This window comes from Orenia sp., assembly GCF_055140805.1.
In genome coordinates this window covers 1-25057 of sequence record NZ_JBSQYM010000113.1, presented here as the reverse complement: position 1 = coordinate 25057, position 25057 = coordinate 1, and the positions used below count along the sequence as shown (strand labels likewise).

Annotated in this window: 23 protein-coding genes; 2 read left to right on the top strand and 21 right to left on the bottom strand. The window is 33.0% G+C overall.

The window, feature by feature from the left end:
- Positions 1-1844: tetratricopeptide repeat protein (locus tag ACTCDL_RS11255; protein WP_463176593.1), on the top strand; the 1844-nt coding region annotated here is incomplete at its 5' end.
- A gap of 63 nt (positions 1845-1907) precedes the next feature.
- Here the strand turns inward: ACTCDL_RS11255 and ACTCDL_RS11250 are convergent.
- From ACTCDL_RS11250 to ACTCDL_RS11205, 10 genes are all read right to left on the bottom strand, one after another.
- Positions 1908-2630: a gamma-glutamyl-gamma-aminobutyrate hydrolase family protein gene (locus ACTCDL_RS11250; RefSeq protein WP_463176592.1), complete on the bottom strand. Its 723-nt coding sequence runs from the start codon at positions 2628-2630 to the stop codon at positions 1908-1910.
- 372 nt (positions 2631-3002) lie between these two features.
- The gene (locus tag ACTCDL_RS11245) at positions 3003-4658 is read right to left on the bottom strand and encodes a BatD family protein (protein ID WP_463176589.1); all 1656 of its coding nucleotides are present in this window, start codon (positions 4656-4658) and stop codon (positions 3003-3005) included.
- 113 nt (positions 4659-4771) lie between these two features.
- A complete protein-coding gene (locus ACTCDL_RS11240; protein ID WP_463176588.1) occupies positions 4772-5680 on the bottom strand; it encodes a tetratricopeptide repeat protein in 909 nt (302 codons plus the stop codon).
- Positions 5677-6648, bottom strand: a complete 972-nt coding sequence (locus ACTCDL_RS11235; RefSeq protein ID WP_463176587.1) for a vWA domain-containing protein — start codon at positions 6646-6648, stop codon at positions 5677-5679. The genes ACTCDL_RS11240 and ACTCDL_RS11235 overlap by 4 nt, the downstream gene beginning before the upstream one ends.
- A gap of 176 nt (positions 6649-6824) precedes the next feature.
- Positions 6825-7799: a vWA domain-containing protein gene (locus ACTCDL_RS11230; RefSeq protein WP_463176586.1), complete on the bottom strand. Its 975-nt coding sequence runs from the start codon at positions 7797-7799 to the stop codon at positions 6825-6827.
- Positions 7792-8583 carry a hypothetical protein gene (locus ACTCDL_RS11225; RefSeq protein ID WP_463176585.1) on the bottom strand — a complete coding sequence of 264 codons (792 nt, stop codon included), beginning with the start codon at positions 8581-8583 and terminating at the stop codon, positions 7792-7794. The genes ACTCDL_RS11230 and ACTCDL_RS11225 overlap by 8 nt, the downstream gene beginning before the upstream one ends.
- Position 8584: 1 nt before the next feature.
- Positions 8585-9403 carry a DUF58 domain-containing protein gene (locus ACTCDL_RS11220; protein ID WP_463176596.1) on the bottom strand — a complete coding sequence of 273 codons (819 nt, stop codon included), beginning with the start codon at positions 9401-9403 and terminating at the stop codon, positions 8585-8587.
- A gap of 239 nt (positions 9404-9642) precedes the next feature.
- Positions 9643-10611 (bottom strand): AAA family ATPase, encoded by a 969-nt coding sequence (locus ACTCDL_RS11215; protein ID WP_463176584.1) that lies wholly within the window; start codon positions 10609-10611, stop codon positions 9643-9645.
- A 497-nt stretch (positions 10612-11108) separates the two neighbouring features.
- Entirely contained in the window at positions 11109-12218 is a 1110-nt protein-coding gene (locus tag ACTCDL_RS11210; protein ID WP_463176582.1) for a M48 family metallopeptidase, read from the bottom strand.
- Positions 12219-12268: 50 nt separating this feature from the next.
- Positions 12269-12595: a hypothetical protein gene (locus ACTCDL_RS11205; protein WP_463176581.1), complete on the bottom strand. Its 327-nt coding sequence runs from the start codon at positions 12593-12595 to the stop codon at positions 12269-12271.
- Between the two features lie 524 nt (positions 12596-13119).
- Here ACTCDL_RS11205 and ACTCDL_RS11200 point away from each other — a divergent pair.
- Complete coding sequence (locus ACTCDL_RS11200; protein WP_463176580.1) at positions 13120-13860, top strand: PHP domain-containing protein; 741 nt, start codon at positions 13120-13122, stop codon at positions 13858-13860.
- Positions 13861-14252: 392 nt separating this feature from the next.
- Here ACTCDL_RS11200 and ACTCDL_RS11195 read toward each other — a convergent pair whose 3' ends face one another.
- The 11 genes from ACTCDL_RS11195 to ACTCDL_RS11145 form a co-directional block, all read right to left on the bottom strand.
- On the bottom strand, positions 14253-14897 hold the full coding sequence (locus ACTCDL_RS11195) for a hypothetical protein (protein ID WP_463176579.1): 645 nt from the start codon (positions 14895-14897) through the stop codon (positions 14253-14255).
- A gap of 73 nt (positions 14898-14970) precedes the next feature.
- The gene (locus tag ACTCDL_RS11190) at positions 14971-15285 is read right to left on the bottom strand and encodes a 4-fold beta flower protein (RefSeq protein WP_463176595.1); all 315 of its coding nucleotides are present in this window, start codon (positions 15283-15285) and stop codon (positions 14971-14973) included.
- A 156-nt stretch (positions 15286-15441) separates the two neighbouring features.
- Entirely contained in the window at positions 15442-15837 is a 396-nt protein-coding gene (locus tag ACTCDL_RS11185) for a 4-fold beta flower protein (protein ID WP_463176578.1), read from the bottom strand.
- Between the two features lie 68 nt (positions 15838-15905).
- Positions 15906-16571 carry a BON domain-containing protein gene (locus tag ACTCDL_RS11180; RefSeq protein ID WP_463176577.1) on the bottom strand — a complete coding sequence of 222 codons (666 nt, stop codon included), beginning with the start codon at positions 16569-16571 and terminating at the stop codon, positions 15906-15908.
- A gap of 338 nt (positions 16572-16909) precedes the next feature.
- The gene (locus ACTCDL_RS11175) at positions 16910-17968 is read right to left on the bottom strand and encodes a hypothetical protein (protein ID WP_463176576.1); all 1059 of its coding nucleotides are present in this window, start codon (positions 17966-17968) and stop codon (positions 16910-16912) included.
- Between the two features lie 456 nt (positions 17969-18424).
- Positions 18425-19321, bottom strand: a complete 897-nt coding sequence (gene thrB, locus ACTCDL_RS11170) for a homoserine kinase (RefSeq protein ID WP_463176575.1) — start codon at positions 19319-19321, stop codon at positions 18425-18427.
- Positions 19314-20546 carry an aspartate kinase gene (locus ACTCDL_RS11165; protein WP_463176573.1) on the bottom strand — a complete coding sequence of 411 codons (1233 nt, stop codon included), beginning with the start codon at positions 20544-20546 and terminating at the stop codon, positions 19314-19316. The genes thrB and ACTCDL_RS11165 overlap by 8 nt, the downstream gene beginning before the upstream one ends.
- Before the next feature lie 51 nt (positions 20547-20597).
- Positions 20598-21887: a homoserine dehydrogenase gene (locus tag ACTCDL_RS11160; RefSeq protein WP_463176572.1), complete on the bottom strand. Its 1290-nt coding sequence runs from the start codon at positions 21885-21887 to the stop codon at positions 20598-20600.
- A gap of 84 nt (positions 21888-21971) precedes the next feature.
- Positions 21972-22421, bottom strand: coding sequence for an ACT domain-containing protein (locus ACTCDL_RS11155; protein WP_463176571.1), 450 nt, complete (start codon positions 22419-22421; stop codon positions 21972-21974).
- A 218-nt stretch (positions 22422-22639) separates the two neighbouring features.
- The gene (gene ilvE / locus ACTCDL_RS11150) at positions 22640-23524 is read right to left on the bottom strand and encodes a branched-chain-amino-acid transaminase (protein ID WP_463176570.1); all 885 of its coding nucleotides are present in this window, start codon (positions 23522-23524) and stop codon (positions 22640-22642) included.
- Between the two features lie 152 nt (positions 23525-23676).
- A complete protein-coding gene (locus tag ACTCDL_RS11145; protein ID WP_463176569.1) occupies positions 23677-24720 on the bottom strand; it encodes a peptidoglycan DD-metalloendopeptidase family protein in 1044 nt (347 codons plus the stop codon).
- Positions 24721-25057 lie beyond the last annotated feature (337 nt).

The window sequence follows — 25057 nt, the reverse complement described above, 5'->3', positions numbered from 1 at the left end:
AGATGTGTATAAGAGACAGATCTACTACAGAAGAAAAAAGTACTACTAAAGTAAAAGGAATGAAAAAACTAGAAAATGAAGTTGTAGAAGCTCAAGATAAATATCGTGAAGCAGTACATAAATTGAATGAGCTTTACACAGAACATCCACGTTGGGAAATTAAAGGAGAGATAACAAACAGGGGAGATGATGAAATTTCAGTTTGGGGTAAAGCAGAATCTGAAGATGCCTCACCAAATCATCCAGGCTGGTTAAAAGACGACGGGAATATCCACGTAATTCATCCTAACCCAGATAAAATCTCCTATAATAGCTACCAAGGGGGAATTCACTGGTATATTAAACAGGCTTATGGTACTAACACTTTTGGTCAGAAAGTACCAGTAAATGTCTATGGAGATAAACCAAAAGTAATTGCCAAAGCTGAAAACAAAAGAGATAAAGAGGATGAACAATTATATAATGCAGTAGGTGACTTAGTTAATCTGATTAATAAGAGGTATAACTCCAAACGAGAGTCAGACCCTAATAACCCTAAATTATATGTGAAATACGGGGATATATACTATCACTTAAATGATTTTTTAGTTAGTACTATCGGCAATCGCATAATAAAAGATTATGATATGCTAGTAGAAGCTGTCGCTAATTATAGAAAAGCTTTAGAATTAAATCCTAAAAATACTTCAGTAGCCTTATCATTAGCTGATATCTACTTCAACTACTACAATGATGGTAGAAAGCTAGCTAAAAAATACTATCAAAAGGTTATAGATATTAATCCAGAAATTTTAGTAAAAGCTGATTCCTTAGATACATTAGAAGAAAATTATGATGCTGGTCTAGTTTTTATGAAGAACAATTTATTTGATAAAGCAATTCAATCTTTAAGAAAAGCAAAAGGATATGGAAGTTCCCCTTGGATAAATTATAACCTTAGTATCTCTTTATCAGAAGAAGCTAAAAGGTCTGTATCTAATGATAAGTTGGAAAAAGGAATAAAATTATATGAGGATGCATTACTAGAGATATCAGAAATAAACAATCTATCTAGCGAGTGGAAAATAGGTAATTCTTTTCACACTATGGAGCACTTAACAGAAAAAGATGGAGTAATGACACTACTCCAAATTGACACTTATCAATCTTTAGCTCGCTTATATGAAAAAACGGGCAATGTAGATAAATCAATCAAGTATTTCAGCTATGTAATTAAGATGTGGGATGAGATCATTCAGCCAAATAACATAGTTAGATTTAGCAGTCAAGAGGATACAACAGTTCTTAATAAACTTACCAGTAAATCTGCTAAGGACTCGATAGAACTAGCCCTTATTTATAGTAAGAAAACAAAGTGGGAAGCTACTTACTATCAATTTTATAGAGCCATTGATAAGTATCTCTTTATCAACAGAGATAAAATAGAGATAAACTCTGAAAATGACTTTACCCATTATTTATTAGGTCTTGCTTATTATAATTATTGTCAGAAAAGTTTAAGAAAAAGCTCTGATGCTACTGCCATACTGCAAAAATATGCTATAGCAGAGATTGAAAAAGCTATAGCATTAAATGAGACTAATCCATTATATCACGGTACTTTAGGATATTTCTATTCAAATTACTGGACAGTATATAAGAATAGAGACAAAGAAAAAGCAAGAGTACATCTTAAAAGAGCTATAGAACTTGACCCCAAATATGAGTCTGCTTATGGAATTCTAGCCATGATTACTGAGAACAATAAAAAACGAAAAAAATATACTGAATTATCACATCACAAAGCAGGAATCGGTAGGCTAAACGACATTCTAAGTAAATATGCTCCTCAATCCAATAAATAATAACTTACCAAAAGAAGAACCAATATTATATTGGTTCTTCTTTATCTCTAGCTTGTAATTATATTACCTCTTGGCTATTTTTATCAAAGTTTTAAATAATTTCAAAAAAGATGAATACCTCAAAGTCAAGTCTTCAGGATGCCACTGTACCCCTATTACAAATTCTCTATTCTCTGATTCAATCCCCTCTACAATCCCTTCCTCTGACTTGGCAGTAACGATTAGTTCTCTGCCTAAATCTTTAACAGCTTGATGATGGTAGGAGTTGACCTCAATCTCTTCTCTTTTTAGGATATTAAATAACTTAGTATCTTTTTTAATCTTGAGCGAATGGTAAAGCTCACATACATCTGTACTACAGGAAAGATGACAGATTCCATCTTGATACTCTTCGAGAATATCTTGATATAAGCTACCTCCCAAGGCAATATTCATCAACTGCATCCCTCGACAGATACCTAAGATTGGCATCTCCCGTTGATAAGCCTCTTTAAATAGCTCAATCTCCCATTCATCTCTCTTGCTATCAAATTTAGTCACCTGTTCTATAGGACATTCTCCATATCTATTAGGGCAGATATCATCACCGCCACTTAAGATCAATCCATCTATCATCTCAATATAAGTTTTGACCTCAGCTTTATCTTCAAGTAGAGGAATTAATACAGGAACTCCATCTGCCTTAATAACTGAGCTGATATAATTATAGCTGACTTTATTATATGATTTATTGAATTTATTCTCTTTTTTACAAAAAGTTGTGATTCCAATGATAGGTTTATTCATAGCTTCTTCCCCTTTACTGATTGCTTTTTAATTTAATCTAGTTATACTTATTCTTATACTTAGCGATTGGTGGAAAGGATTCCTGCTAATAAGTGAATACAATTAAAGGCACAGCTTGAAGGCTGTACCTTTATTTAATAGTAACCAATAGATACTTAACCAGTTAGAATTTAGATGTCTTTATATAGAAAGATAAAGCGACACTTCATGTCGAGTGTGAGCTATGAGTGTGAGTGTTGTAAAACTTCTTTTTATTGGGGTCTACTCATACTCACACACCCACTCACGCTAATTTTAAAAGTGTCGCAATAACCAATTAGTCCCTACTTTTAATTGACATCCATATTCATTACTGACTACTCAATTATAATATTATTGTATCCGTTTATAAACTTCATTGACCTTCTTCTTAACATCTAGACCTTCTTTACTTCTACCATATCTCTTATTCTCTATATAATCAATGATCTCATAAATATCAGCTAATAATTCTTCATTATTTATTCTAGCTGATAGTTCTGCCTTAGAGTTAGCCTTGAAACTGATATTATACTTATACTTTATCATTTCGTTAAAGATATGATAAATTTCTTCTTCATCCTTAGCTGTTTTGATCTGTTTATAATATTCCTTTAATCTTTGGTCTTGACTACCTTTGTATCTGTTCATTATTAAATAGACAAGTACTAGCAAAATCAATAGTCCAATTATAGCCAAAGTTACCTTGAAATAACTCTTCTTCACCTCAAAGGTATAATAATCTTCATCAGCTTGATTATCAGTATTAATTTGGGTTATCTCGATACTCTGAGGTGGCGATTGATTAATAGGATTGCTATTTGTAGTTAGACTCTGCTGAGCCTGTTTAGCTTGACCACTAACCTTAATAGTCTTCTCTGCTACAGTTGCATATTCATACTCCTTCCTCTCAGGATTGAAGTAAGGTATCTTGAGCTCAGGAAGGCTAAGCTCACCACTTTTTTTAGGGACAAGAATAATATCAAAGTTCTTTTCAGCATAGTATTCCATCCCTCTAATCTCTTCTTTCTTATCCTTTTGACTCTGATAAATCTCAAAACCAGAGATATCTTTATCTAAAGCCTTATCAAGACTATCTAAGTTAACATCACCTGATAACTTAATATTTAAGGTTGTGGAATCACCATATTTCACTTCATTATCAGCCAAATTACTATCTAATTCTAAATCACCAACAATTCCTGTAAAATCATCAGGTTGACCCTCTTGCGGCAATGGCAAGACCTCAATACTCTTACTTTCTGTCTTAAAGTAAGTAGCTTTGGAAGAACTAAAGAAATCTCCTGTACTAATATTTGCTTGGAAAGGATAACTAGGTATCTCTAAAGTTCCTGTCTTGGTTGGTGTTAAGATAACCTGTCTCACTTCATACTTAATATACTTCTTACCATCAAGATAGACATAATTGGCCTTCAATTGATCTTGATTTTTAACCTGACTGATAAAATCATTAAAGTTAGGATTATCTAAAAATCCATAATTATCGAGATTATAACGAGTGAATAGATCATATTTGAGAATAACCTTCTGTCCAAAGTAGATCTTATCCTTAGATAAAGTAGTTCTAATAAAGATATTGCTATTCTCCTGTTTATGACTAATTTTTCTCTTCTCCACCTTGACCTCTAACTTGTTAGTTCTATAGGTCTTCCCTTTATATTTAACTACCCCCTGTAGGGTAAACTCACCTACTCTTTTAGGCATAATTACATAGTGATATTCTCTACTATAACTTCTTTTCATATTGATGATAGTTGTTTGAGTACCTGATTTTCGAGATAGAACTTCAAAATTATCCAAACCTTCTACTTCAATAAGTTCTGCCCCTTTAGCATCTTTTAATGAGACTACTAGATTGGTACTTGTCCCTTCTGATAAATAAAGATTATCTATATCTAAACGAAATTCCTCTTCTGCCCCAAAAGCTAAAGCAGAGAAGATTAATAAAAACAGTAATGAAGATATTATAATACTGATAATTCTCTTCACAATTTCACCCCCGATTTAAATAACACCTATAATTAATAAAGAGCAGTGAATGGTAAGTAGTGAGAAGCGAGTAATTTTAATTCTCAGCTAATCACCACTTTTCACCGCCTTTATCACCAATCATACTTATCCTCTTGATTATCTCCAGACTCCACCTTTTGGTTATTCTTAAGACTATCCTTTTCTTCCTTCTCTAGTGCTTTTAGTATAGTCAATGCTTCCTCTAGATTCTTTTGTTCTAACTTGCCCTTTTGCTGTTGTGGAGTAGCCTCTTGAGTAGATTTTTTCTGCTTATCGTCTTCTTTATTCTTTTGAGTTTGATTAGCTTGCTTAGAGTTCTTCTCTTCTTGCCCTTCTTTGCTTGCTGATTTTTTATTATCTTGCTGATTCTTCTGTGTTTGCTTTTCTTGCTTGTTATCTTTGCCATCTTGGTTCTGTTGCTTATCTTGAGAATCTTTCTTATCTTGCTTAGTTTGCTTTTTATTTTTATCTTCTTTGTTTTTGTGTTCCTTATTATTTTCTTCTTTTGACTGCTTATCTTGTTGATGCTTTTGCTTCTTTTTCAATTTAGTTAATAATTTATCGACATATTCATAGTTGAACTTCAGCTTTTTATCATTCATATCTAATTTAATTGCTGATTTATAATTATGCAAAGCCTCTTGATAATTCTTAATCTTCTCAGTTAACTGCTTGCTGTGGTCACCTAGTCTCTTATAAACATTTCCTATATTTAGATAGACATCTTTATCTTTAGTTACTTGATTATAATGATTTAATGATTCTTTATATTTCTTTACCTTATATAAGGCATTAGCCAGATTGTAATTTAACTGTTGATTATTTGAATCAGCTTTCAACCCTGATTGATAAACCTTTATAGCTTCTTGATACTTACCTTGCTTATAGAGTTGGTTACCTTTATCTAATAGCTTGGCTATGCTTTTTTGCTCTCCATTACATCCTGTTAATAGGATTACTATCATTAAAATAAAACTAATATAATAAGAGATTCTCTTCATTTGAGACCCCTCCATTCAGGTAAAAAATAGCCTAATAATAAGAATAATAGACCAATAGCTAAGAAATATTGATATATCTTAGTAAACTTCTTAACCTTATCCTTAGTATATTTATCCCTCTTCAATTTGGATATGTCATTAATCAACTGCTTAATCTCATTACCTGTTAAAGAAGCAAGATAAGACTTACCTTTTCCCTGCTGGGCAATTTCTTTTAAAGAGGAGATGTTCAGTTTAGAGTTGACATACTTACCAGATTGATTCCTTTTATAACCAATTCTATCTCCCTGACTATCATATTCAGGAATTAATGCCCCATCTTTAGTCCCTACACCTACTGTATATACCTTTACCCCTTCTAAATTCTGAGCTACCTCTATTCCTGATTGATTATGCTCTTCTCCATCACTAAAGATTATTACAACCCTATCACCCTTAGCAGATTCATCAAAGGACTTTTTAGCCAATTTCAAAGCCGAAGCAATATTTGTTCCTCCTCCAGCAATCATATCAGTATCGATTACCTCTAAGAACATCTTTGCCATATCATAATCATCGGTCAAAGGCATCTGTACATAAGAATCTGAGGCGAAAGGAATAAAGCCCACTCTATCACCCCGTAAAGAATTAAGTAGATTCTCAATACTTTTTTTGGTCCTTGCCAATCTATTTGGCTTGATATCTTCAGCTAGCATACTCTTAGAGGTATCAATTAATATGTATATATCTAAACCAGATTTTTCGACCTCTTGATAGCCCTTAAGAATCTGAGGTCCTAACAGAGAAAAAGCTATCAAAATAACACCCAAAATCATTAAGGTAGGTTTAATTACCTTAAACCTATAATCTATATTAAAAGACAAGGCTTGAATAATTGTATTACGCTTCTGATAGGCCAAAATTAAAGTTATAAGTACTAAAATTGGAATTAAAAAAAATATATAATTATCTGTATTACTAAACTCCACCTTCAAATCACCCCCAACTTAAAACAGTTGACAGTTTACAGTGTATAGTGTACAGTTAAATCCAAAATCCATAAAATAAATATTTAAACTTATTATTACTTTTAAGCATAAAGTCTGTTGTAAAATATATTTAATCTTTTAACTAACAACTATACACTATCAATTATCAACTGAATTTATGGTATTTTAATAAAGAGATACTTTTCTAAAAATAATCCAGCTAAAATCAATAATAGTCCTAATTTAATAAATCCAAAAGCTAACTCTCTATATTCAAAGTAATTATTGACATCAAATTTGGTCTTTTCCAATTTATCAATCTTATTAAATATCTCCTCTAAAGCATTGGGATCTTTAGCTCTAAAGTACTCACCTTGAGTATCTGTAGCAATCTGCTTTAATAATTTTTCATCTAGACCACCCCGATAAGTTTGATATCTAACTTGCCCAAAAAAATCTTTACCAACAGGTACTTTTGTAATATCACTTCCTACCCCAACAGTATAGATCTTAATTCCCATATCCTTAGCTAACTTGGTAGCTGTCTTAGGATTAATTTTGCCTGCATTATTCTCACCATCGGTCACTAAAATAATGACCTTAGATTTGGCGTCACTTTTTTTAAGACGGTTAATTCCAACAGAAATTCCCATTCCAATGGCAGTCCCATCACTATTAACATCTTCTGTACTAGTGCTTGCTAACATTTCTTTTAAGATATTATGATCTAAGGTTAAAGGTACCTTGGTATAAGCTGTACCAGAGAAGATAACCAAAGAAATTCTATCACCCTCCCTACCCTCAATAAACTTACTAATAGTATCTTTGGCCACAGTAAGTCGGTTTGGATCAAAATCTATCGACTTCATACTCCCTGAAACATCTAAGGCTACTACAATATCTATCCCTTCCTGCTTGATATTTCTGAGTTCTTTTCCTGATTGAGGGCGTGCTAAAGCAACTACTAATAGAATAACTCCAGCTAAGATTAGATATCTTCCAATCTTATGTTTAATTGTCTTCTTTAGCCCTGCTTCTTTGAGCAAAGAAATACTTGAAAAACCTATACTCTTGCTCCTTCTCTTCTTCAAAAAAAGATAGATAAATATCGGAATCAAAAATAAAAGATACCAGTGTAAAAATCTAAACATAATTTACACCTTCTTTACTCGCTTCTATCAAATCAACTATCCTAATTAGCTCTTCACGCTTATCTTTCTTCTCTTCTAGGCTGGCCTTTTTGCCTCTATATTTACAGATATCAACAAAGTTCAGCCACTCTTTAATTCGATTTAAATAATCATCTATTTGAGGAATATAATTAATTTCTGCAATGATTTCACTAGAGGTCTTACCTACAATTTTACGGTTAAAGGTTTGCTCTAAATAGTCTTTAAAAGCAAGGGTTAAGAGGACGAAGTAATTCTCATCTTCAAGACTAACCTCCTCTACCTTAGTTCTAAACTGACTATAAACGCTCAACTCTTTTCTACCTCTATTACCAAATATCTTTCTTAAACGTAAAAATGATAATAAGGCAATAATAGCAACCATAACAACTAATAATTTATACAAAGGTGACATTCTCTTAGCTTCCTTTGCCTTTAAATCACCTTCAAAGATATCCTTACGCTTAGTTTCATCTAAGGTTGATGCTACTTGAATCTTTAACTCTTGGTCACCTAACTTAACAATCTTCTTCCCTGCTTTAAAACTCCTAATCGCTATTTTGTATCCTGAATCTGCCTTTTCTAAGCTATCTATCTCAAAATCTTTAAAGGCATCTCTAATCTCTGCTTGAGATAAATTACTCTTTGCAATCTTTAATTCGATTAAATCACCGATATAGATAGCTCTACTTTCAGCATAGGTATAGCTACTAACTAAGACCAGCAAAGACAAAAGTAAAAGCAATAAAATAAAATTTCTTCTCATCTTATCTCATTCTCCTTTTAAAGAATAACATTAATACTTTAACAAAATCTTCATCTGTATAGATAGTAAGTAAATTTCTAGCTGGTAATTTAATAGCTGGCTCTAGCTCAGTTCTACCCTGTAAATTGTCCAAGACAATAGTCTCACCAGTCTCCAAATCTTCAAATTCAAAGATAGCCCCCTTAGGTAATCTCTCTTCAGCTTTATCAATAACTCTAATCAAAATCAAATCATGCTTCTTATCAGTTATCTTCAGCTCCTTCTCATAGTCCTTGTCGAGAAAATCAGAGATTAAGAAGACTATACTCCCCTTCTTCTCTACCCTATTGAAATACTCTAATGCTTTTTTTATATCTGTACCTTGATTATTCGGTTGGAAGCTTAAAATCTCCTCAATGATAGATAAAACATGCCTCTTCCCCTGCTTAGATGGAATCATCTTCTCTACCTTATCGGTAAATAGAATACTCCCTACCTTGTCATTATTCTTCACTGCTGAAAAAGCAAGAGTAGCACCAATCTCAGCTATAATATCCTTCTTCTTAGCAAAACTATTAGAATGGGACATATCTATAAGCAAGAACATATTCAACTCCCGTTCTTCATGAAACTTCTTAATATAGGCCTTGTTCTGACGAGCAGTTACATTCCAATCGATACTCCTAATCTCATCTCCAGGATAATACTCCCGAATTTCATCAAACTCCATCCCCTTGCCTTGGAAAGCAGAACGATAATCCCCAGAAAATATCTCCTCAACAATTCGATTAGATTTAATCTCTATTCTTCTTATCTTCTTAATCAACTCTTTAGAAATAATAATAACTCACCTCCTGAAGTTCAATCACAAGTAACGGGTAACGAGTGACCAGTAAAATAATAATCATTATCAAATTTCTTCACTCTTCACTCTTCACTCTTCACTCTTCACTCTTCACTCTTCACTCTTCACTCTTTCTTCACTCTTCACTCTTCACTCTTCACTCTTCACTCTTCACTCTTCACTCTTCACTCTTCACTCTTCACTCTTCACTCTTCACTCTTCACTCTTCACTGTTTCTATGGTAATCTTACATCATCCAAAATATCAGCAATTATATCCTCTTCACTGATCTCCTCTGCCTCTGCTTCATAACTAAGTAAGATTCTATGGCGCAAGACATCATAGACTACTGCTTTAATATCATCAGGTATTACATAAGCTCTGCCTTCTAAGAAGGCTCGCCCCTTAGCTGCTAAGATTAAATTAATAGAAGCCCTTGGCGATGCTCCACAAGCTATGTATTCATTCTCTTCTCTAGTCTTAAAGATAATATCAAGAACATAGTCCTTTAGATTCTCATCAACATAGATATCTCTGACTATCTCTCTAATCTCAAAGATACTATCTCTACTTAGCAATCTATTCATCTGAATATCTTCCAATCTTCCTTGCTCAGTTATCAGATTAATAACTTTTTTCTCCTCGATCTTGCTTGGATAGCCAACCTTTAACTTCATCATAAATCTATCCTGTTGAGCCTCTGGTAAGGGATAAGTCCCCTGCTGTTCTAATGGGTTTTGTGTAGCTAATACCAAAAAAGGTCTATCTAACAGATAAGTCTTCTCCCCAATAGTAACCTGCTTTTCCTGCATAGCTTCCAATAAAGCCGACTGTACCTTTGCTGGTGCCCGATTAATCTCATCAGCCAGGATAATATTAGCAAAGATTGGACCTTTTTTGGTCACAAACTCTCCTGTATGCTGTTTATAGATCTCTGTCCCCAAAATATCTGCTGGTAATAAATCTGGAGTGAACTGTATTCTTTTAAAATCAACCCCCAAAACCTTAGCGCAGGTGTTGACTGTTAGCGATTTAGCCAAACCTGGTACGCCTTCTAATAATATATGACCACCAGTAAAAATACCAATCAAAATTCTTTCAACCATATAATCTTGTCCTACTACCGACTTGGCTACCTCCTGCTTGACTAAGCTGATTAAATCTTTCTTCTTAGCAACCTTTTCTTCTAGCTGTGCGATATCCATACCTGAAAACAACCTCCTTCAAAATTATAGCTTTATTATAGCAAAATAGCCCAATTAATATAAATTAAATGAGCTATTTTATAAATTGTACCTTATTATTACATTATAAACCTTAATTTTGACAAAAATATGACGATATAGATAATTAAAAATTAATAGCTTAACTGCTGACTTATATTTAGAATAGGCTATTATTTATTTAGGCAACACTTTTTAGCACTATCATAAAGGCATAATAAAAGTCAGTATTATAGACAAACAACTCTAGAATGAAACCTAAATATCCTACTAATTTAATACCTCTAATTCCTTAAACAAAAAAACTTAAAGGATAACTTTCAGCAACGAATCTACGCGAATAAAACCAAATATTTAAAAAATCAATTAATCTTTTACTCTTTAATTCGTGTTAATTCGTTGCTCACCTTTAGCTTTTGACCTTTATTATTTCTCTTTAGACTTGGACACCTATAATACTGACTTTTAAACCTAACTTCTCATCTTAAATTATAAATTCCTATCTCTCTTACAACCTTCCAACCATACTCACCTTTAATCAAATCAATAGCTAAGGATAAATCTTCCTGTTGATTCTTATCATCATAAAAGCAAATTGCTACTCTGGCTGTATTTTCTACTTGATTTCTCAGCTCTAAATCATAGCCTAAATCACCAAAATTATCTAAACTTATTATCTCTATCTTCTCATCTATCTCTCTTAACCTCTTATTATTCTTAAATTGATTTAAAGTTGTATTCTCTTGAACTCTCTTCCAATAGCTTTTGTAAACTACCTCTAGATTATCGCTTAATAGCCCTTGAGCCAAGACCCTTGCAGTAGCAATTGGTGAATAATATAACTCTTTAGCATCCTTAAACCTCTTAATCAGAGTTGTTAAATAATCTACTCTATTATCGAGATTAGGATGGCTAGAAAATAATTCTCCCAACTTCGAATCATTACTACCACCTTCTTTAAGAATATGCATCAGCTCGATAGCACCATAGGAGTCATAGCCAGCCCTTTCGCTTAAAAATACTGAGTATTCATCAGCATCCCTCTCCTGCTCTCGACTATAACCTTTCTCTAATAAATTAAGTCCAATATTTCTGGCTATATCTAAAATATCTTCATATCTATTACCTTTAGTAAAAGCTTCAAAAACTGCTCCACCTACCTGCAACCCTTGGATCAAATTGATACTTTCTGCTATATCATTATTGACACCATGTCCCAGCTCATGAGCGATAACTGCTGCTAACTGATTATCATCTTTTAAACGATCTACCAGCCCTTTAAAAAGTACTAAGTTTCCATCACCAAGATAGGCTGCATTCAAGACAGGTGCATCTATAATATATAGCTTGAAGTTCAAGTCTGGAGCATCTTTAACAGCCTCCAAAGATAAACTATCAAAGATACTATATACCCGATTTCTAGCTGTTGCGTCTAAATAAGCAAGTCCATACTCTTCTTGATACTTGATCAAATTATTCTTTGCAATCTCTTTTTCTAAATTTGAAACAGCTTCTACAGGTAAGCTTAGTAAAAAAAGAGCTGATATTATAAATAATATAGTGGAAAATCTCCTACTATATTTTAACATTTAACCACTCCCTTGCCACTAATTAATTCTTAAAAATCTTCAACTCCAAATTAAGACTGGTCCATTCTTAACTTTAAATAAGTACTCTCCCCAGCTTTAACTCGCACTTCTAGTACTTCTTCTCTATCCCATGACACCAGCTTGATTTTATATATACCACTAGGTATTCCTACAAAATTTGCTTCACCATTGAGTGTATACACAAAATCAAGGCGTTGCTCACCTTGTGGTAAATATAGTCCTACATAAACATCATCTAATAAATTCTCTTGACTATCATAGGTAATTATCTTTAAATCTCCCTTCCCCTCACAGCCTATTAAAATAGTCATTAATATCATCAGAGTCATAATTAGAATTACTCTTTTAACTTTCAAATCCTACTCACCCCTATCTATAAATTAACTATTAACAATTGACCATAGATTTTCTTCAAAATCAATAAAAGTATATCAACTTATTATAATGCTTTGCTATTATAAACTCAAATCCTGCTGTAAAGTTATAGTAATCTAGAATCCTATAACTTTACAAGTGTTGTTATATAGATATTACGATACTTTTTATAATGATAAATTTACTAGCCACAGGTTTCAACCTGTGGAGATGATGACATGTTACACTACGGGTTAAAACCCGTAGCTAAAACTTAAATTGTCCCAATATCCCCATTACCAATCACCTATCACTTACTCCCCTCATATCCTCACAAAATAGACCTCTCTCACCATATAATATTTTATTAGCAATTATCAACCAGATATCTTATTCTTGTAGTTAACCCCACTTACTGATATAATTAATATAAATCGCTTTATTCATATATTACTAATTATTCACTTAAAAGAGATCTAAATTAAGAGATTATTTCTCTTAAAATCCTAATAAAAGGAGAAATTCAATGCTAGAAAAGAATAAGATTTCCAACTTCTTTGATGATTTCTTAAGCGGATCCAATAAAAACTATATAGATCTTCATATTCACACTAATGCTTCTGATGGATTAATCGATACTGATTTCTTGAAAGGATTTTTACAAGATATCCCTCACCTAATCTCAGTTACAGACCATAATAATATTGAAAGTAATGTTTCACTATATGAAAGTAACAAAGTAAATATAGTCCCTGGAATAGAGGTGGGCTGTAATGATGGCTTTGAATTTTTAGTTTACTTCAAAAAAATTGAAGATTTAATTGACTTCTATATTAAGAATGTAGAACCCTTTAAATATAGAAATAAGATTGCTCGTACTAAGCAATCCTATGATTATTATTTAAAAGAAGCCAGAAAATACGATTCCTTCATCTCTATACCTCACATTGCTGGAATGGCACAGAAAAACTATTTAAAAAATAAAGAGTATATTCACCAAATTACTACTAAAGTTGATGCCATCGAAACCTATAATCATACCTTATCTAAGAAGAGAAATTTTATTGCCAAAAGAGTAAGAAAGGGCAAAGACAAATTTGCTACCTTTGGTAGTGATGCTCATATTAAGAAAGAGATTATATCCTTTTATAACTATCAAAATGATAATTTTACTAAATCATTTTATCTTAGAAAAAACTTATATCACTTAGCTTCTATTATCGGACTATTTGGCAAACACCTACATCATTTCTTAGAATTACATTAATACTAATTAAAATATCTAGTAATGATTATCTCTTAAAAATAAGTCAAATTATAATAATAGACAATACTTAAATTTTTAAATATAATTAATATATATAGAAACCGATAAAGATTTCATATTAACAGTTATAGTAATACTAACAAGTTCAAATAATTTTTGCAACGAATCTCACGAATTGACGCGAATTAAAATCAAGAGCTTTTAAATCTTTAATTTAATCTATTAATATCCTAATTCGTGTAATTCGCATTAATTCGCACCCCAAGAGTACTTCTTCGGATGAATTACCTCAAAGCGTTGCTAAATTAATTTAAATTCTTTTTCATGTCCTATATAGATAAGAGCCTAGCTGATATCAGCTAGGCTCTTATCTATATTCTTATTAAAATTTATCAATGAACTCTCTCTATCTCCTCCACGATACCTTCCATTCCCTTCAATCCAACAAACTCTCTTTTATTATTAATCATGACCTTTGGTAGCTTACTGGCATTATAGCTATCAGATAAATTATCAAAGATTGTAGTCTCAACCATATCTGTTCTAATATTCTCATTTATTAATGCTAATTGGTTAGTCAGCTCTGCTAACTGACTAGCATCTGGAGATTCTTTATCTGCAAAGATTTGAATGTGTATTTTATCATCTATATTGGCAATTCTATCCTCCAGCTCTTCAGATAACTCTTCTCTATTTCCTGAAACCAATAATAAAGACTTGATAAACACCTCTAATTGATGGTCTGTAGGCTTAGTATAGAATCTAATTCCAGATTCCTTTCCTTGATTATCTAAAATTAAGATTGCTGGAGCTTTATGAACATCATATTCTTCTGCTTTACCCTTATCAACTCTATAATTATAGATTTCAAGGCTTAATTTATCAGATAAGGTGCTTATCCCTTTTAAAAAATCTTTAGTTTGTTCACAGATGCTGCAATCAATATCTTTAGTAAAGAATAAAATCTTAATTTCATCATCTAAATAAGCTAATCTTTTCTTTAAATAATTCTTATGATTCTTCTCAAAGAAATCCATTATCTATTCCCCCTTCAGTTTAACACCTTAAAATAGAGAATAATATTCGAAACTTCTCTAGCTAACTCTCTTATTAACTTATCATCTGATACTCATTTTTAATAAACTCTTCAAAGCTAAGATCAGACCAATCATCAAGCTCTCGAATCGTATCTTCAGAACTATACATTACCTCTGGAACAAAGGGAACATCAGCTAGACCAGGTTCTGGTATCACCTGAAGAGGTGGCAGATCTAAATTTTCTGTTAAATCACCATTAAAGGCTACTATATATCCATCTTTATCCCTAAAATATCCATTATTAAATGTTCCTACATACTCTCCATCTTTAGTAAAGACCCTTTCATTTTTTATGAAAGCTTGATACTTTCCAGTTACATCATATATATACTTATAATGATAAATTTACTAGCCACAGGTTTCAACCTGTGGTGATGGTGATATGTTACACTACGGGTTAAAACCCGTAGCTAAAACTTAAAGTGTCGCATTATACCCATTAAATTCCACTTTAGACTTACTTTAAACTAGGATAACATCACATTAAACATTATTAATTAATTGTTGCTCATTACTCTTCTCATTTTTGACTTTGACAAACTCTTCCCAACTCAAATCAGACCAATTATTTATAGCACTAGGCATAATTTCAGGAAAGGAAATTGGATCAGGTATGGGGGCCATTGTTGATAAGGTAGGTGCAGGACCTATCTGAGTAGTTGGTAATATCGGTAACTCTTCTGCATTCTCTGTAAATGCAACTATCTCACCTTCCTTATCCCTAAAGAATCCATTCTTAAAGACCCCTAGGTACTCTCCCCGATTATTGAAGACCCTATCATTTTTAATGAATAACCTATGTTCTCCAGTCTCATCATAAATAGCTCCATCTTTCAACCAAGCAACTGTATCTCCATTTTTATCATGAATTGCATCCATAGTTATAAAACCTCCTTAGCTAAATTTAATAATAGAAAATAAAAGTTCAGAATAACTCTTCTAACCTTTTAACCTGCTAACAAGAATTGATCATCTACATCTCTAACACCGATAGTATGATAAGCTGATTCAAAGGCCTCTTGTATAGCTCTTTGACTTTTCAGATTACCACTCAAGGTTACTACCCCTTCTTCAACCTTTACATTTACTTTATTTTCATTGACATACATATTTCTCTCTAAAGCATCACTGACCTTATTAGCAATATTCTTATCTAAATAATTCTCACTAGGCACCACTGTTAATTTATTTTCAATTCCTCTAACTCCATTCAACTTAGAAATAATATCTTCAGCATAGATTGTCTTCCAATAAGCATCTACCGAACCTTCCAATTTGACCCACCCAACATCTACATTGATCTCTATATCTTTAATATCGATATCAGGGCTATCTAAGATTCTATTCTTAACTTTAATCTTAACCTCATCATCGGTAGGCTTAATTGAACTTTGAGGGTACTTAATCTCAAGCTTATTATTTAAATCCTTTATCCCTTCTACAGCCCAGACACTATTTATAGCTGAGCTATTAGCAAAATAAGTAGGAACTGTACCAGTTAAAGTTACTCTCCCTTGATCTACCTTAACATTTATATTCGAAGCATCAACACGACTATCCCAATATAGCTGGTCAATAACATCCTTTTTTATCTGCTCATCTAAGCGTAACATTTATATCATCCCCTTTCAGTCTGATAATTTTTACTCCTATCTTAACTATTAAATACCCTTTAAGATACTAATAAAACTATAACACTGAAAAATTAGTAGATGCTAATGAATACACCTCCTAAATATTACTCTCTATAATTCATTTTAGGAAATAATAGCCAAATAATCAAACTGCATAGATTCAGAATAAGAGAGATAAGACCACCTTATTAGTAATAATAACTATTTAGCTCTGCTTTGTTTACAATCTATAGCTAAAACTCCAATTTACTAGTACAAAAAATAAAATAAGACCACCAAAGATTAAATCTTCAGCGGTCTTAACTATTAAAATATCCTTAGAATTTAAAGGTTCCAGATAAACTGACATAGTCCTCAGAGTCAACAGCTACATTCAAGTCTATAAATGGTATATTGATTCCTAAGCCACCAGTATAAACTCTATCCTGACCATCTTGCTCATAAGCACCCAATCTTAAAGATAATAATCCCGCAATAATTCTCTTCTCTAATCCAATATGATAAATATCTTCTTGGTCTTCTGGCATCTCCACATCAACAGCTACTATTGCCGCAAGTGGATATGGTAACTTAGCAGCTGCACCTAAAGTCACTGTTCTTTCTAGCTCATCTTCAAATCCATAATCTTCATCCCAATCTAATTTAGAAGTAGCATTTCTGACTGTAGCTCCTAAATTAACCATATCAGTTACCTTAATTAATGCTCCAAAGTCAACTCCATAACCAGTAGCTTCACTAGTTTGCTCTGATGATTTAAATTTAGGGGTATTAACATCTTCATTATAGCTATATGTTACAGCATCATAGCGTTTAGATACATATTTAGCATTCATCCCTAGAGCAATAGACCCAATATTTAATGGAGGATTTATAATCTTAGTTCCTAAAGAGACAATTCCTTCTCCAGTTACCATATTTTCAGCATGTTTGGTCTTACTTCCATCTGCTTCAGAAGATGATTTGGTCTCTAACTCACTATTAGCAACTATCCCTAAGCCAAAGCTCTTCAAATTTAGTGCTAACATTCCATTAACATTCAAATCAACATCATCAGGAAACTCTAAACCTTTAACGGCATCAATCTTCTCTTGGTCTGTACCTGCATTCTGTATATTATCGATACTATCAATAAAATCTTGGATTGCTTCTATATCATCAGATTTTGCCTGCCCTCCAAGATTAAGCTCCAAGCCTAATAACCCACTCTGAGTTAACCCCGCTGGGTTCCAATAGACAGCACTAGCATCATCAGCTACAGCAGTAAAGGCTCCTCCCATCCCATAAGCTTTTGACCCATATTTATTAGCTGCAAAAGATGGAGTAGCCATTGTTATTAATAATAATACTACCATTGGCAGAACATAAATTCTTTTCATTTTAATACCTACCTTCCTTTAGTTTATTTTTTTCAGAGATTCTCAGTTGCCTTCCCAATAATAAAAATAATAATCAATTCCCGTACAAAAAAACTTTTAAAAAATATATTTTTATGAAAATCTCTGAATTTATACATCTAATTACATAATTCTACATTTAAGCTTTAAACCCTCTTTTTTATCTACCAACCTTAGTTTAAAAAACAGCTAATATCTCTAATAATTAGCTTAACATAAATTTAGTCAAATTAATGTAAGGGTTGATAGATTATGGGGAGGTTATGACACTTTTAGGAATCAGGAATCAGGAGTCAGGAACCAGTTATCAGTAAAACAGACTGATTCCAAATTTTCGATTACTGACACGAAAATGTCATAATATCTAGCTTTTAAACCATTATAAAAAAAAGAGACACAAGTTATTGTGCCTCTTTAAGATTAACACCATATTCTAATTTAATCCTCTAAGATAATAACCCCTTGGTTGCTAGGATGGGTAATCAAATAATGGGAATCCAAACCATGTTCAGTAAAGATATCTACCATCTTCTTCCCAATCTTACCTTCATCCTCTAGCGCAAAGGCAATTACAGTAGGTCCTGAGCCACTGATGGTTACTCCTAAAGCATCAGCTTTTACTTCTTTTAAAATTTCTGCCAGACCTGGAACTAAATCTTGACGATATGGCTGATGTAATCTATCATCTAAAGCCTCTCTAATCAAATTATAATCCTCTGTCAATAATCCTGTTAAGAGTAATCCAGTATGGCTTAAATTAAAGACTGCATCTTTAAAAGAAACCTCTGCTGGTAATACCTCTCGAGCCTTAGCAGTAGACAATTGGTAGTCAGGAATACAGACAACGGTCTTTAATTTTGCCGGTACTGCTAACTTCTTATAGACTACCTTAGAGCCTTTGACTGTCGAGATCACAACTCCTCCTAAGAGGGCAGGAGCTACATTATCAGGGTGACCTTCTATCTCAGTGGCTAAGTCTACCAGCTGATCTATCGATAGTTTTTGACCTGCCAATTTATTAGCTGCAACCAATCCTCCCACTATAGCCGCAGCACTACTTCCTAAGCCACGAGCTAGGGGAATTCTATTCTTCAACTTGATCTTTAACCCTTGAGGAGAGTATCCCACCTTAGTAAAGACCCTTTCCATAGATTGATAGATTAAGTTACTTTTATCTGTAGCCAATTCATCACTACCATAGCCAACTACCTCAATCTCTAAGCCTTCTTCAATCTCAGCAACCTCTAGCCCATTATACAACTCTAGACTCATCCCTAAAGTATCAAAACCAGGTCCTATATTAGCCGTAGTAGCAGGAACCTCTACTTTAATCATTGTCTATCCCTAACTTGTCCAACTCAAACTTACTATGAATAGCTCTAACTGCCTTTTCTGCCTTCTCTCTCGCAATTAAGCAAGAAACCTTAATTTCAGAGGTACTGATCATCCCGATATTAATCTCTTCTTCTGCTAAAGCCTCAAACATCTTAGCTGCTACACCTGGATTGGTAACCATCCCTGCACCAACGATAGATACCTTAGCTACTTCATTATCACAGAGTAACTCTCTATAATTTAACTCATCCTTCATCTCTTCTAATACCTTCTTAGTCTGCTTAAAGTCATCTTCATCGGTAGTAAAAGTAATATCATTTACTCCATCATAGTTTACATTCTGGATAATCATATCGACATTGATAGACTCTTGTGCTAACCGTGTAAAGACCTTTGAAGCAATACCTGGATGGTCTGGTACTCCTAATAATGATAATTTTACCTCACTTTTATTACATGCTACTCCACTTACAACTATATTCTTCTCCAACTCTTCTACCTCCTTAATAATTGTCCCTGGACTACAAGCAAAGCTAGATTTAACAGCCAACTTGATATTATACTCTTTAGCAATCTCTACTGAGCGTGGATGTAATACATTTGCCCCAAGGCTTGCTAGTTCTAACATCTCTTCATAGGAAATCTCAGGCAACTTACGAGCCTCCTCTACCATCCGAGGATCTGTAGTATAAACACCATCTACATCAGTATAGATTTCACAAAGATCTGCTTTTACTGCAGTGGCTACTGCTACAGCCGTTGTATCAGAGCCTCCACGACCTAATGTAGTAATTTCATTATTGATAGTTACTCCTTGAAAACCAGCTACTATAACAATCTTTCCCTCTGCTAACTCTTTCTCTAGACGATCAGGTTTGATCTCTAAGATTTTAGCCTTACTATGTATATCATCTGTAATGATACCAACCTGTGAGCCAGTTAAAGAGATAACCTCCTCCCCAAGCTCATGGATAGCCATAGCCAATAATGAGACAGATACTTGTTCTCCTGTAGAGATTAACATATCATATTCTCTTCTAGATGGGTTATCAGTAATCTGATTTACTAATTTGATCAACTCATCAGTAGTATCTCCCATTGCTGATACTACTGCTACCATTTGATTTCCTGCTCTCTTTCTCTTTACAATTCTATTAGCAACCCTTTTGATTCTTTCAGGAGTTCCTACTGAAGTCCCCCCATATTTCTGTACAATTAAACCCATTTCTTCTCCTCCCATTCTTTCAAGACAGTTTACAATTTACATTGTAGACTATTACTTATAATCTTCAACTCTAATTAAGCTGGCAACCTCTTTTACATCATCTAAGGCCATAATCTTATCTAATGCTGTATTAAGATTTCCTTCTTTAACCTCATGAGTTACTAAAACCAATGGTACAGTACTATTACTTCTTCCATGTTGAATTACCGATTCAAGGCTAACATGTTGATTGCCTAATAAGCTAGTAACTTCACCTAAGACACCTGGTTTATCTAATACTTCTAATCTAATATAAAAGCTACTCTCTACGTCCGCTCTATCCTTAATCTCTTTTTGAGTAAAGCAAGTACATGGGATTCTACCTTGGGCTCCAAAGTTGATATTTCTAGCTGCAGCAATTACATCTCCAACGATAGCACTTCCTGTTGGCATCTGCCCTGCCCCTGGACCATAGAACATTGCTTCACCAATAGCATCTCCTTCAATAAAGATGGCATTAAAGACATCATCTACCTTAGCTAATGGATGTTCTTTAGGCAATAGAGTTGGATGAACTCTAAGCTCCAATCCTTCATTCTGCTTTCCAATAGCCAATAATTTAATCTTATACCCTAGCTCTTTGGCATAAGTAATATCCTCTTTAGTTATCTTAGTGATACCTTCCATATAAAGATCATCGATATTTACTCTAGATTCAAAAGCAATAGAAGCTAAAATTGCTAATTTATGAGCTGCATCATATCCTTCTATATCCGATGTTGGATCAGCCTCTGCATAACCTAGCTCTTGTGCCTTCTTCAATACTTCACCAAATTCAGCACCTTCTTGATCCATCTTTGTTAGGATATAATTAGTAGTTCCATTCACAATCCCCATTACCTTAGTAAGCTTATTGCCAGCTAAATTCTCCTTTAATGGACTGATAATAGGAATTCCCCCACCTACACTAGCCTCAAAATAAAAGTCAACACCCTTGTCATCTGCAGTAGCTAAGATCTCTTTACCATGCTTAGCTATCAGTTCTTTATTAGCACTGACCACACTTCTACCACTCTCTAATGCTCTTAATACAAAATCTTTAGCAGGATTGACTCCACCAATCACCTCTACAATAATCTCTATCTCTTCATCATTGATCACATCTTCAAAGTTCTCTGTTAATAATCCCTTATCAACTTCAACTGCTAAAGGCTCATTCTTGTCCTTAACTAATATCTTCTTAACTACTAATTTAGCTCCTGATTTATTGGCAATGCTATCAGCATTCTGCTCTAATATCTTATAGACACCAGAACCTACTGTTCCACAACCTAATAAACCTACCTTTATCTCCTTCTTCATTCTCATCTCCTCCTTTTAAGTTCAGTGACGGGTAAACAATGACAAGTATAATTATTATCAAAATCTCTTCACTCTTCACTGTCTTTACTTACTTTTAAAGCTTTTACTGATCAATTCAACTCTTCTAATACCTGGTATTTCCCCTAATTTAGCAATCAAATCTTCTAAAGTGATCGCTAAATTCTTTACCTTAATGGTCATAGTTATATGAGCTACTTGGTCTAAAGGTATATCCTGATTAATAGTCAATATACTAGATTGATATTCTGCTACTTTAGTTAATACTTCTGACAAGACTCCCTTTCTATCCACTACTAACAGTGACAAGGTCACTAACTCCTCTTCTTCCTCAGGAACAAAGGGAAAGATATAATCTTTATACTTATAATAAGCACTGCGACTTAGATTGACTCTCTTAACCGCTTCTTTTATTTGATTCTCCTCACCAGTTTTAAGCAATTCCTTTACTTTTACTGTCTTTTTCATGGCATCAGATAAAATCTCTTCACTAACTATATAAAACTTTTCTTCCATTATATCCTTCCTTCTTAGTTCAAAATTGGATTTATTAAAATAATTTTTTGTTCTCTAAACAAATACATATGTGTTATATATGTGAACAACTGTTTTGAATTATAACATCAACTTTTATAATTTGCAAGGGTTTTTTTCAATTTTAAAAAAGTATTTTCTAAATACTCTTTTAGTAAATTATTAAAAAGCACAGCCATTAATGGCTGTGCTTGAACCTCTTAATTATCATAAATATCAGTACCAGTGCTTTGAGTCAACTCTCTAAACTTATTGATTAACTTAGCAGTATATTCACCAGGTTTACCATTGTCAATCTCCCTACCATCTACTTTAACAACAGGAATTACTTCAGCAGCAGTCCCTGTTAAGAAGCACTCATCTGCAGTAAATATATCATGTCTAGTAAAGACCTCTTCTTTTACTTCCAATCCAAGTTCAGGAGCTACCTCTAATACTACACCACGCTTAATACCCTTTAATGCACCAATATATGTAGGAGGAGTAATCAAGACACCATCTTTAATAATGAAGATATTATCCCCTGTACATTCTGCTACATAACCTTCATTATTTAACATAATTGCTTCTAAAACCCCAGCTTGATTTGCTTCAATCTTAGCTAAGATATTATTTAAGTAGTTTAATGACTTAATTCTTGGATTGATTGCTTCTGGAATGTTTCTTCTAGTAGGTACAGTAACTACAGCCAATCCATTTTGATAGAACTCCTCTGGGTAAAGGGTAATATCACTAGCTATAATAATTACAGTTGGCGTATCACATTTCTTAGGATCCAACCCTAAATCTCCAACTCCCCGTGAGACAACTAAACGCACATAAGCATCTGTTAATTCATTGGCTCTAATAGTCTCTAATACTGCTTCCTCCATCTCTTTAGGAGTCATTGGTATATCTAACATAATTGCTTTAGCTGATTCATATAAACGTTTGATATGCTCATCAAAACAAAATACCCTTCCATTATAAGCACGAATACCCTCAAAAATTCCATCACCATATAAGAAACCGTGATCAAATACCGATATCTTTGCTTCACTCTTATCTACTAATTCACCATTTAAGAATATTTTTTGACTACTCACACTTGTCACATCCTTATTGTTTAATTATTATCTACTATTATAATTAAATTTACACTTATTTGCAAACAAAAATAAAAAGCAGAATAAATAGCTATTAAAACCATTATTCTGCTTTTGAGCATTAAAATTCCAAGATAGATTTAATAATTTAATCACTTTAAATATTTGAGCGGGTCTACTGGATCTCCATCAATAAATATTGTTAAATGCAAGTGAGGACCAGTACTTCTTCCAGTGTTGCCTGATTTAGAGATAATCTGCCCTTGCTTAACATATTGTCCTGCTTTAACCAACAACTTAGAATTATGGCCGTATAAACTAATAACACCATTGCCATGGTCAATAGTAATAGCTTTACCAAAGCCTCTAATCCAACCACTTGTTAAAACTCTTCCTGATTTAATTGCTCTTACCGCAGTGCCTTTCTTAACAGCAATATCAATTCCATTATGGAAACTTCTTTTTTGTGTAATTGGATGTATCCTCCATCCAAAGGAAGAACTTATCCTATTTCTCATTTTAAATGGCCATATAAAGTCCCTTTTGACTCTACTAGTATTTCTAGAAGTTCTTGATAAGTCAATTGCTAATTTGGGGATTTTTATTAGTTGCCCTTCTCTAAGGTAACTTGTCCTAAAATGGTTTAACCTTTTAATAGTTCTAATTGTAGTATGAAATTTACTTGCTAATTTATCCAAGTTATCCCCTTTTTTAACCTTATAAGATATTATCTCATAAAAATCTGTTTCAATTGCTCCTCCTAATGCAGTTTTAGGAATAATTAGCCTTTGATTAACACGAATTAGATTAGATTTTAATTTATTCGCTTCTTTGATTACATTAATTGGAACATTATATGTAGTTGCTAACTGGGATAAAGTTTCTCCAGGTTTGACTTTGTGTTTATCAAAACTGATAGACTCTTCTAATAATTTCCATGTCTTAAGGCCGACAACTCCATCACTTGGTAACTTCGACTTTTTCTGAAAATCAATAACTGAATCTTTAGTTGCAGGTCCAAATTTCCCATCAATAATTATTTTATAACCAAGCATGACTAAATTTTCTTGTAGCTCTCTAACAGCTCTACCTTCCATTCCTTGTTGTAAAACTCTATAGCCAGCCTCAACATTTATTGTATAAGAGCATAATAAGGTAATTAATACAATTATTAGAACAAATTTATTATATTTCACTTTTACTCCTCCCTGTTTGTTATTTATTTGTATTTATTAAGATAACCAACTATTACTGAAGATATAATCAGTTTATAAAAATAAAATCTCTCATTAATTCATTCGACATTTAACAATAATATCCTCCATAAACTTTGGTTATCAAATCTCTTACTTTTTATTACATTAATACTCAAAAATTATTTTTTTCTATTTAATATAATAACTCCTTATACTACTAAAAGAATTGATACAATAGAGAGATATTGCGACACTTTTTATAATGGTAAATTTACTAGCCACAGGTTTCAACCTGTGGTGATAATGACATGTTACACTACGGGTTAAAACCCGTAGC

What these genes read in the sequence shown, in the direction of transcription:
- ACTCDL_RS11250 (WP_463176592.1), bottom strand. Translation starts at nt 2,630, where the DNA reads ATGAATAAACCTATCATTGGAATCACAACTTTTTGTAAAAAAGAGAAT.
- ACTCDL_RS11240 (WP_463176588.1), bottom strand. Translation starts at nt 5,680, where the DNA reads ATGAAGAGAATCTCTTATTATATTAGTTTTATTTTAATGATAGTAATC.
- ACTCDL_RS11230 (WP_463176586.1), bottom strand. Translation starts at nt 7,799, where the DNA reads ATGTTTAGATTTTTACACTGGTATCTTTTATTTTTGATTCCGATATTT.
- ACTCDL_RS11225 (WP_463176585.1), bottom strand. Translation starts at nt 8,583, where the DNA reads ATGAGAAGAAATTTTATTTTATTGCTTTTACTTTTGTCTTTGCTGGTC.
- ACTCDL_RS11215 (WP_463176584.1), bottom strand. Translation starts at nt 10,611, where the DNA reads ATGGATATCGCACAGCTAGAAGAAAAGGTTGCTAAGAAGAAAGATTTA.
- ACTCDL_RS11210 (WP_463176582.1), bottom strand. Translation starts at nt 12,218, where the DNA reads ATGTTAAAATATAGTAGGAGATTTTCCACTATATTATTTATAATATCA.
- ACTCDL_RS11200 (WP_463176580.1), top strand. Translation starts at nt 13,120, where the DNA reads ATGCTAGAAAAGAATAAGATTTCCAACTTCTTTGATGATTTCTTAAGC.
- ACTCDL_RS11195 (WP_463176579.1), bottom strand. Translation starts at nt 14,897, where the DNA reads ATGGATTTCTTTGAGAAGAATCATAAGAATTATTTAAAGAAAAGATTA.
- ACTCDL_RS11185 (WP_463176578.1), bottom strand. Translation starts at nt 15,837, where the DNA reads ATGGATGCAATTCATGATAAAAATGGAGATACAGTTGCTTGGTTGAAA.
- ACTCDL_RS11180 (WP_463176577.1), bottom strand. Translation starts at nt 16,571, where the DNA reads ATGTTACGCTTAGATGAGCAGATAAAAAAGGATGTTATTGACCAGCTA.
- ACTCDL_RS11175 (WP_463176576.1), bottom strand. Translation starts at nt 17,968, where the DNA reads ATGAAAAGAATTTATGTTCTGCCAATGGTAGTATTATTATTAATAACA.
- thrB (WP_463176575.1), bottom strand. Translation starts at nt 19,321, where the DNA reads ATGATTAAAGTAGAGGTTCCTGCTACTACGGCTAATATAGGACCTGGT.
- ACTCDL_RS11165 (WP_463176573.1), bottom strand. Translation starts at nt 20,546, where the DNA reads ATGGGTTTAATTGTACAGAAATATGGGGGGACTTCAGTAGGAACTCCT.
- ACTCDL_RS11160 (WP_463176572.1), bottom strand. Translation starts at nt 21,887, where the DNA reads ATGAAGAAGGAGATAAAGGTAGGTTTATTAGGTTGTGGAACAGTAGGT.
- ACTCDL_RS11155 (WP_463176571.1), bottom strand. Translation starts at nt 22,421, where the DNA reads ATGGAAGAAAAGTTTTATATAGTTAGTGAAGAGATTTTATCTGATGCC.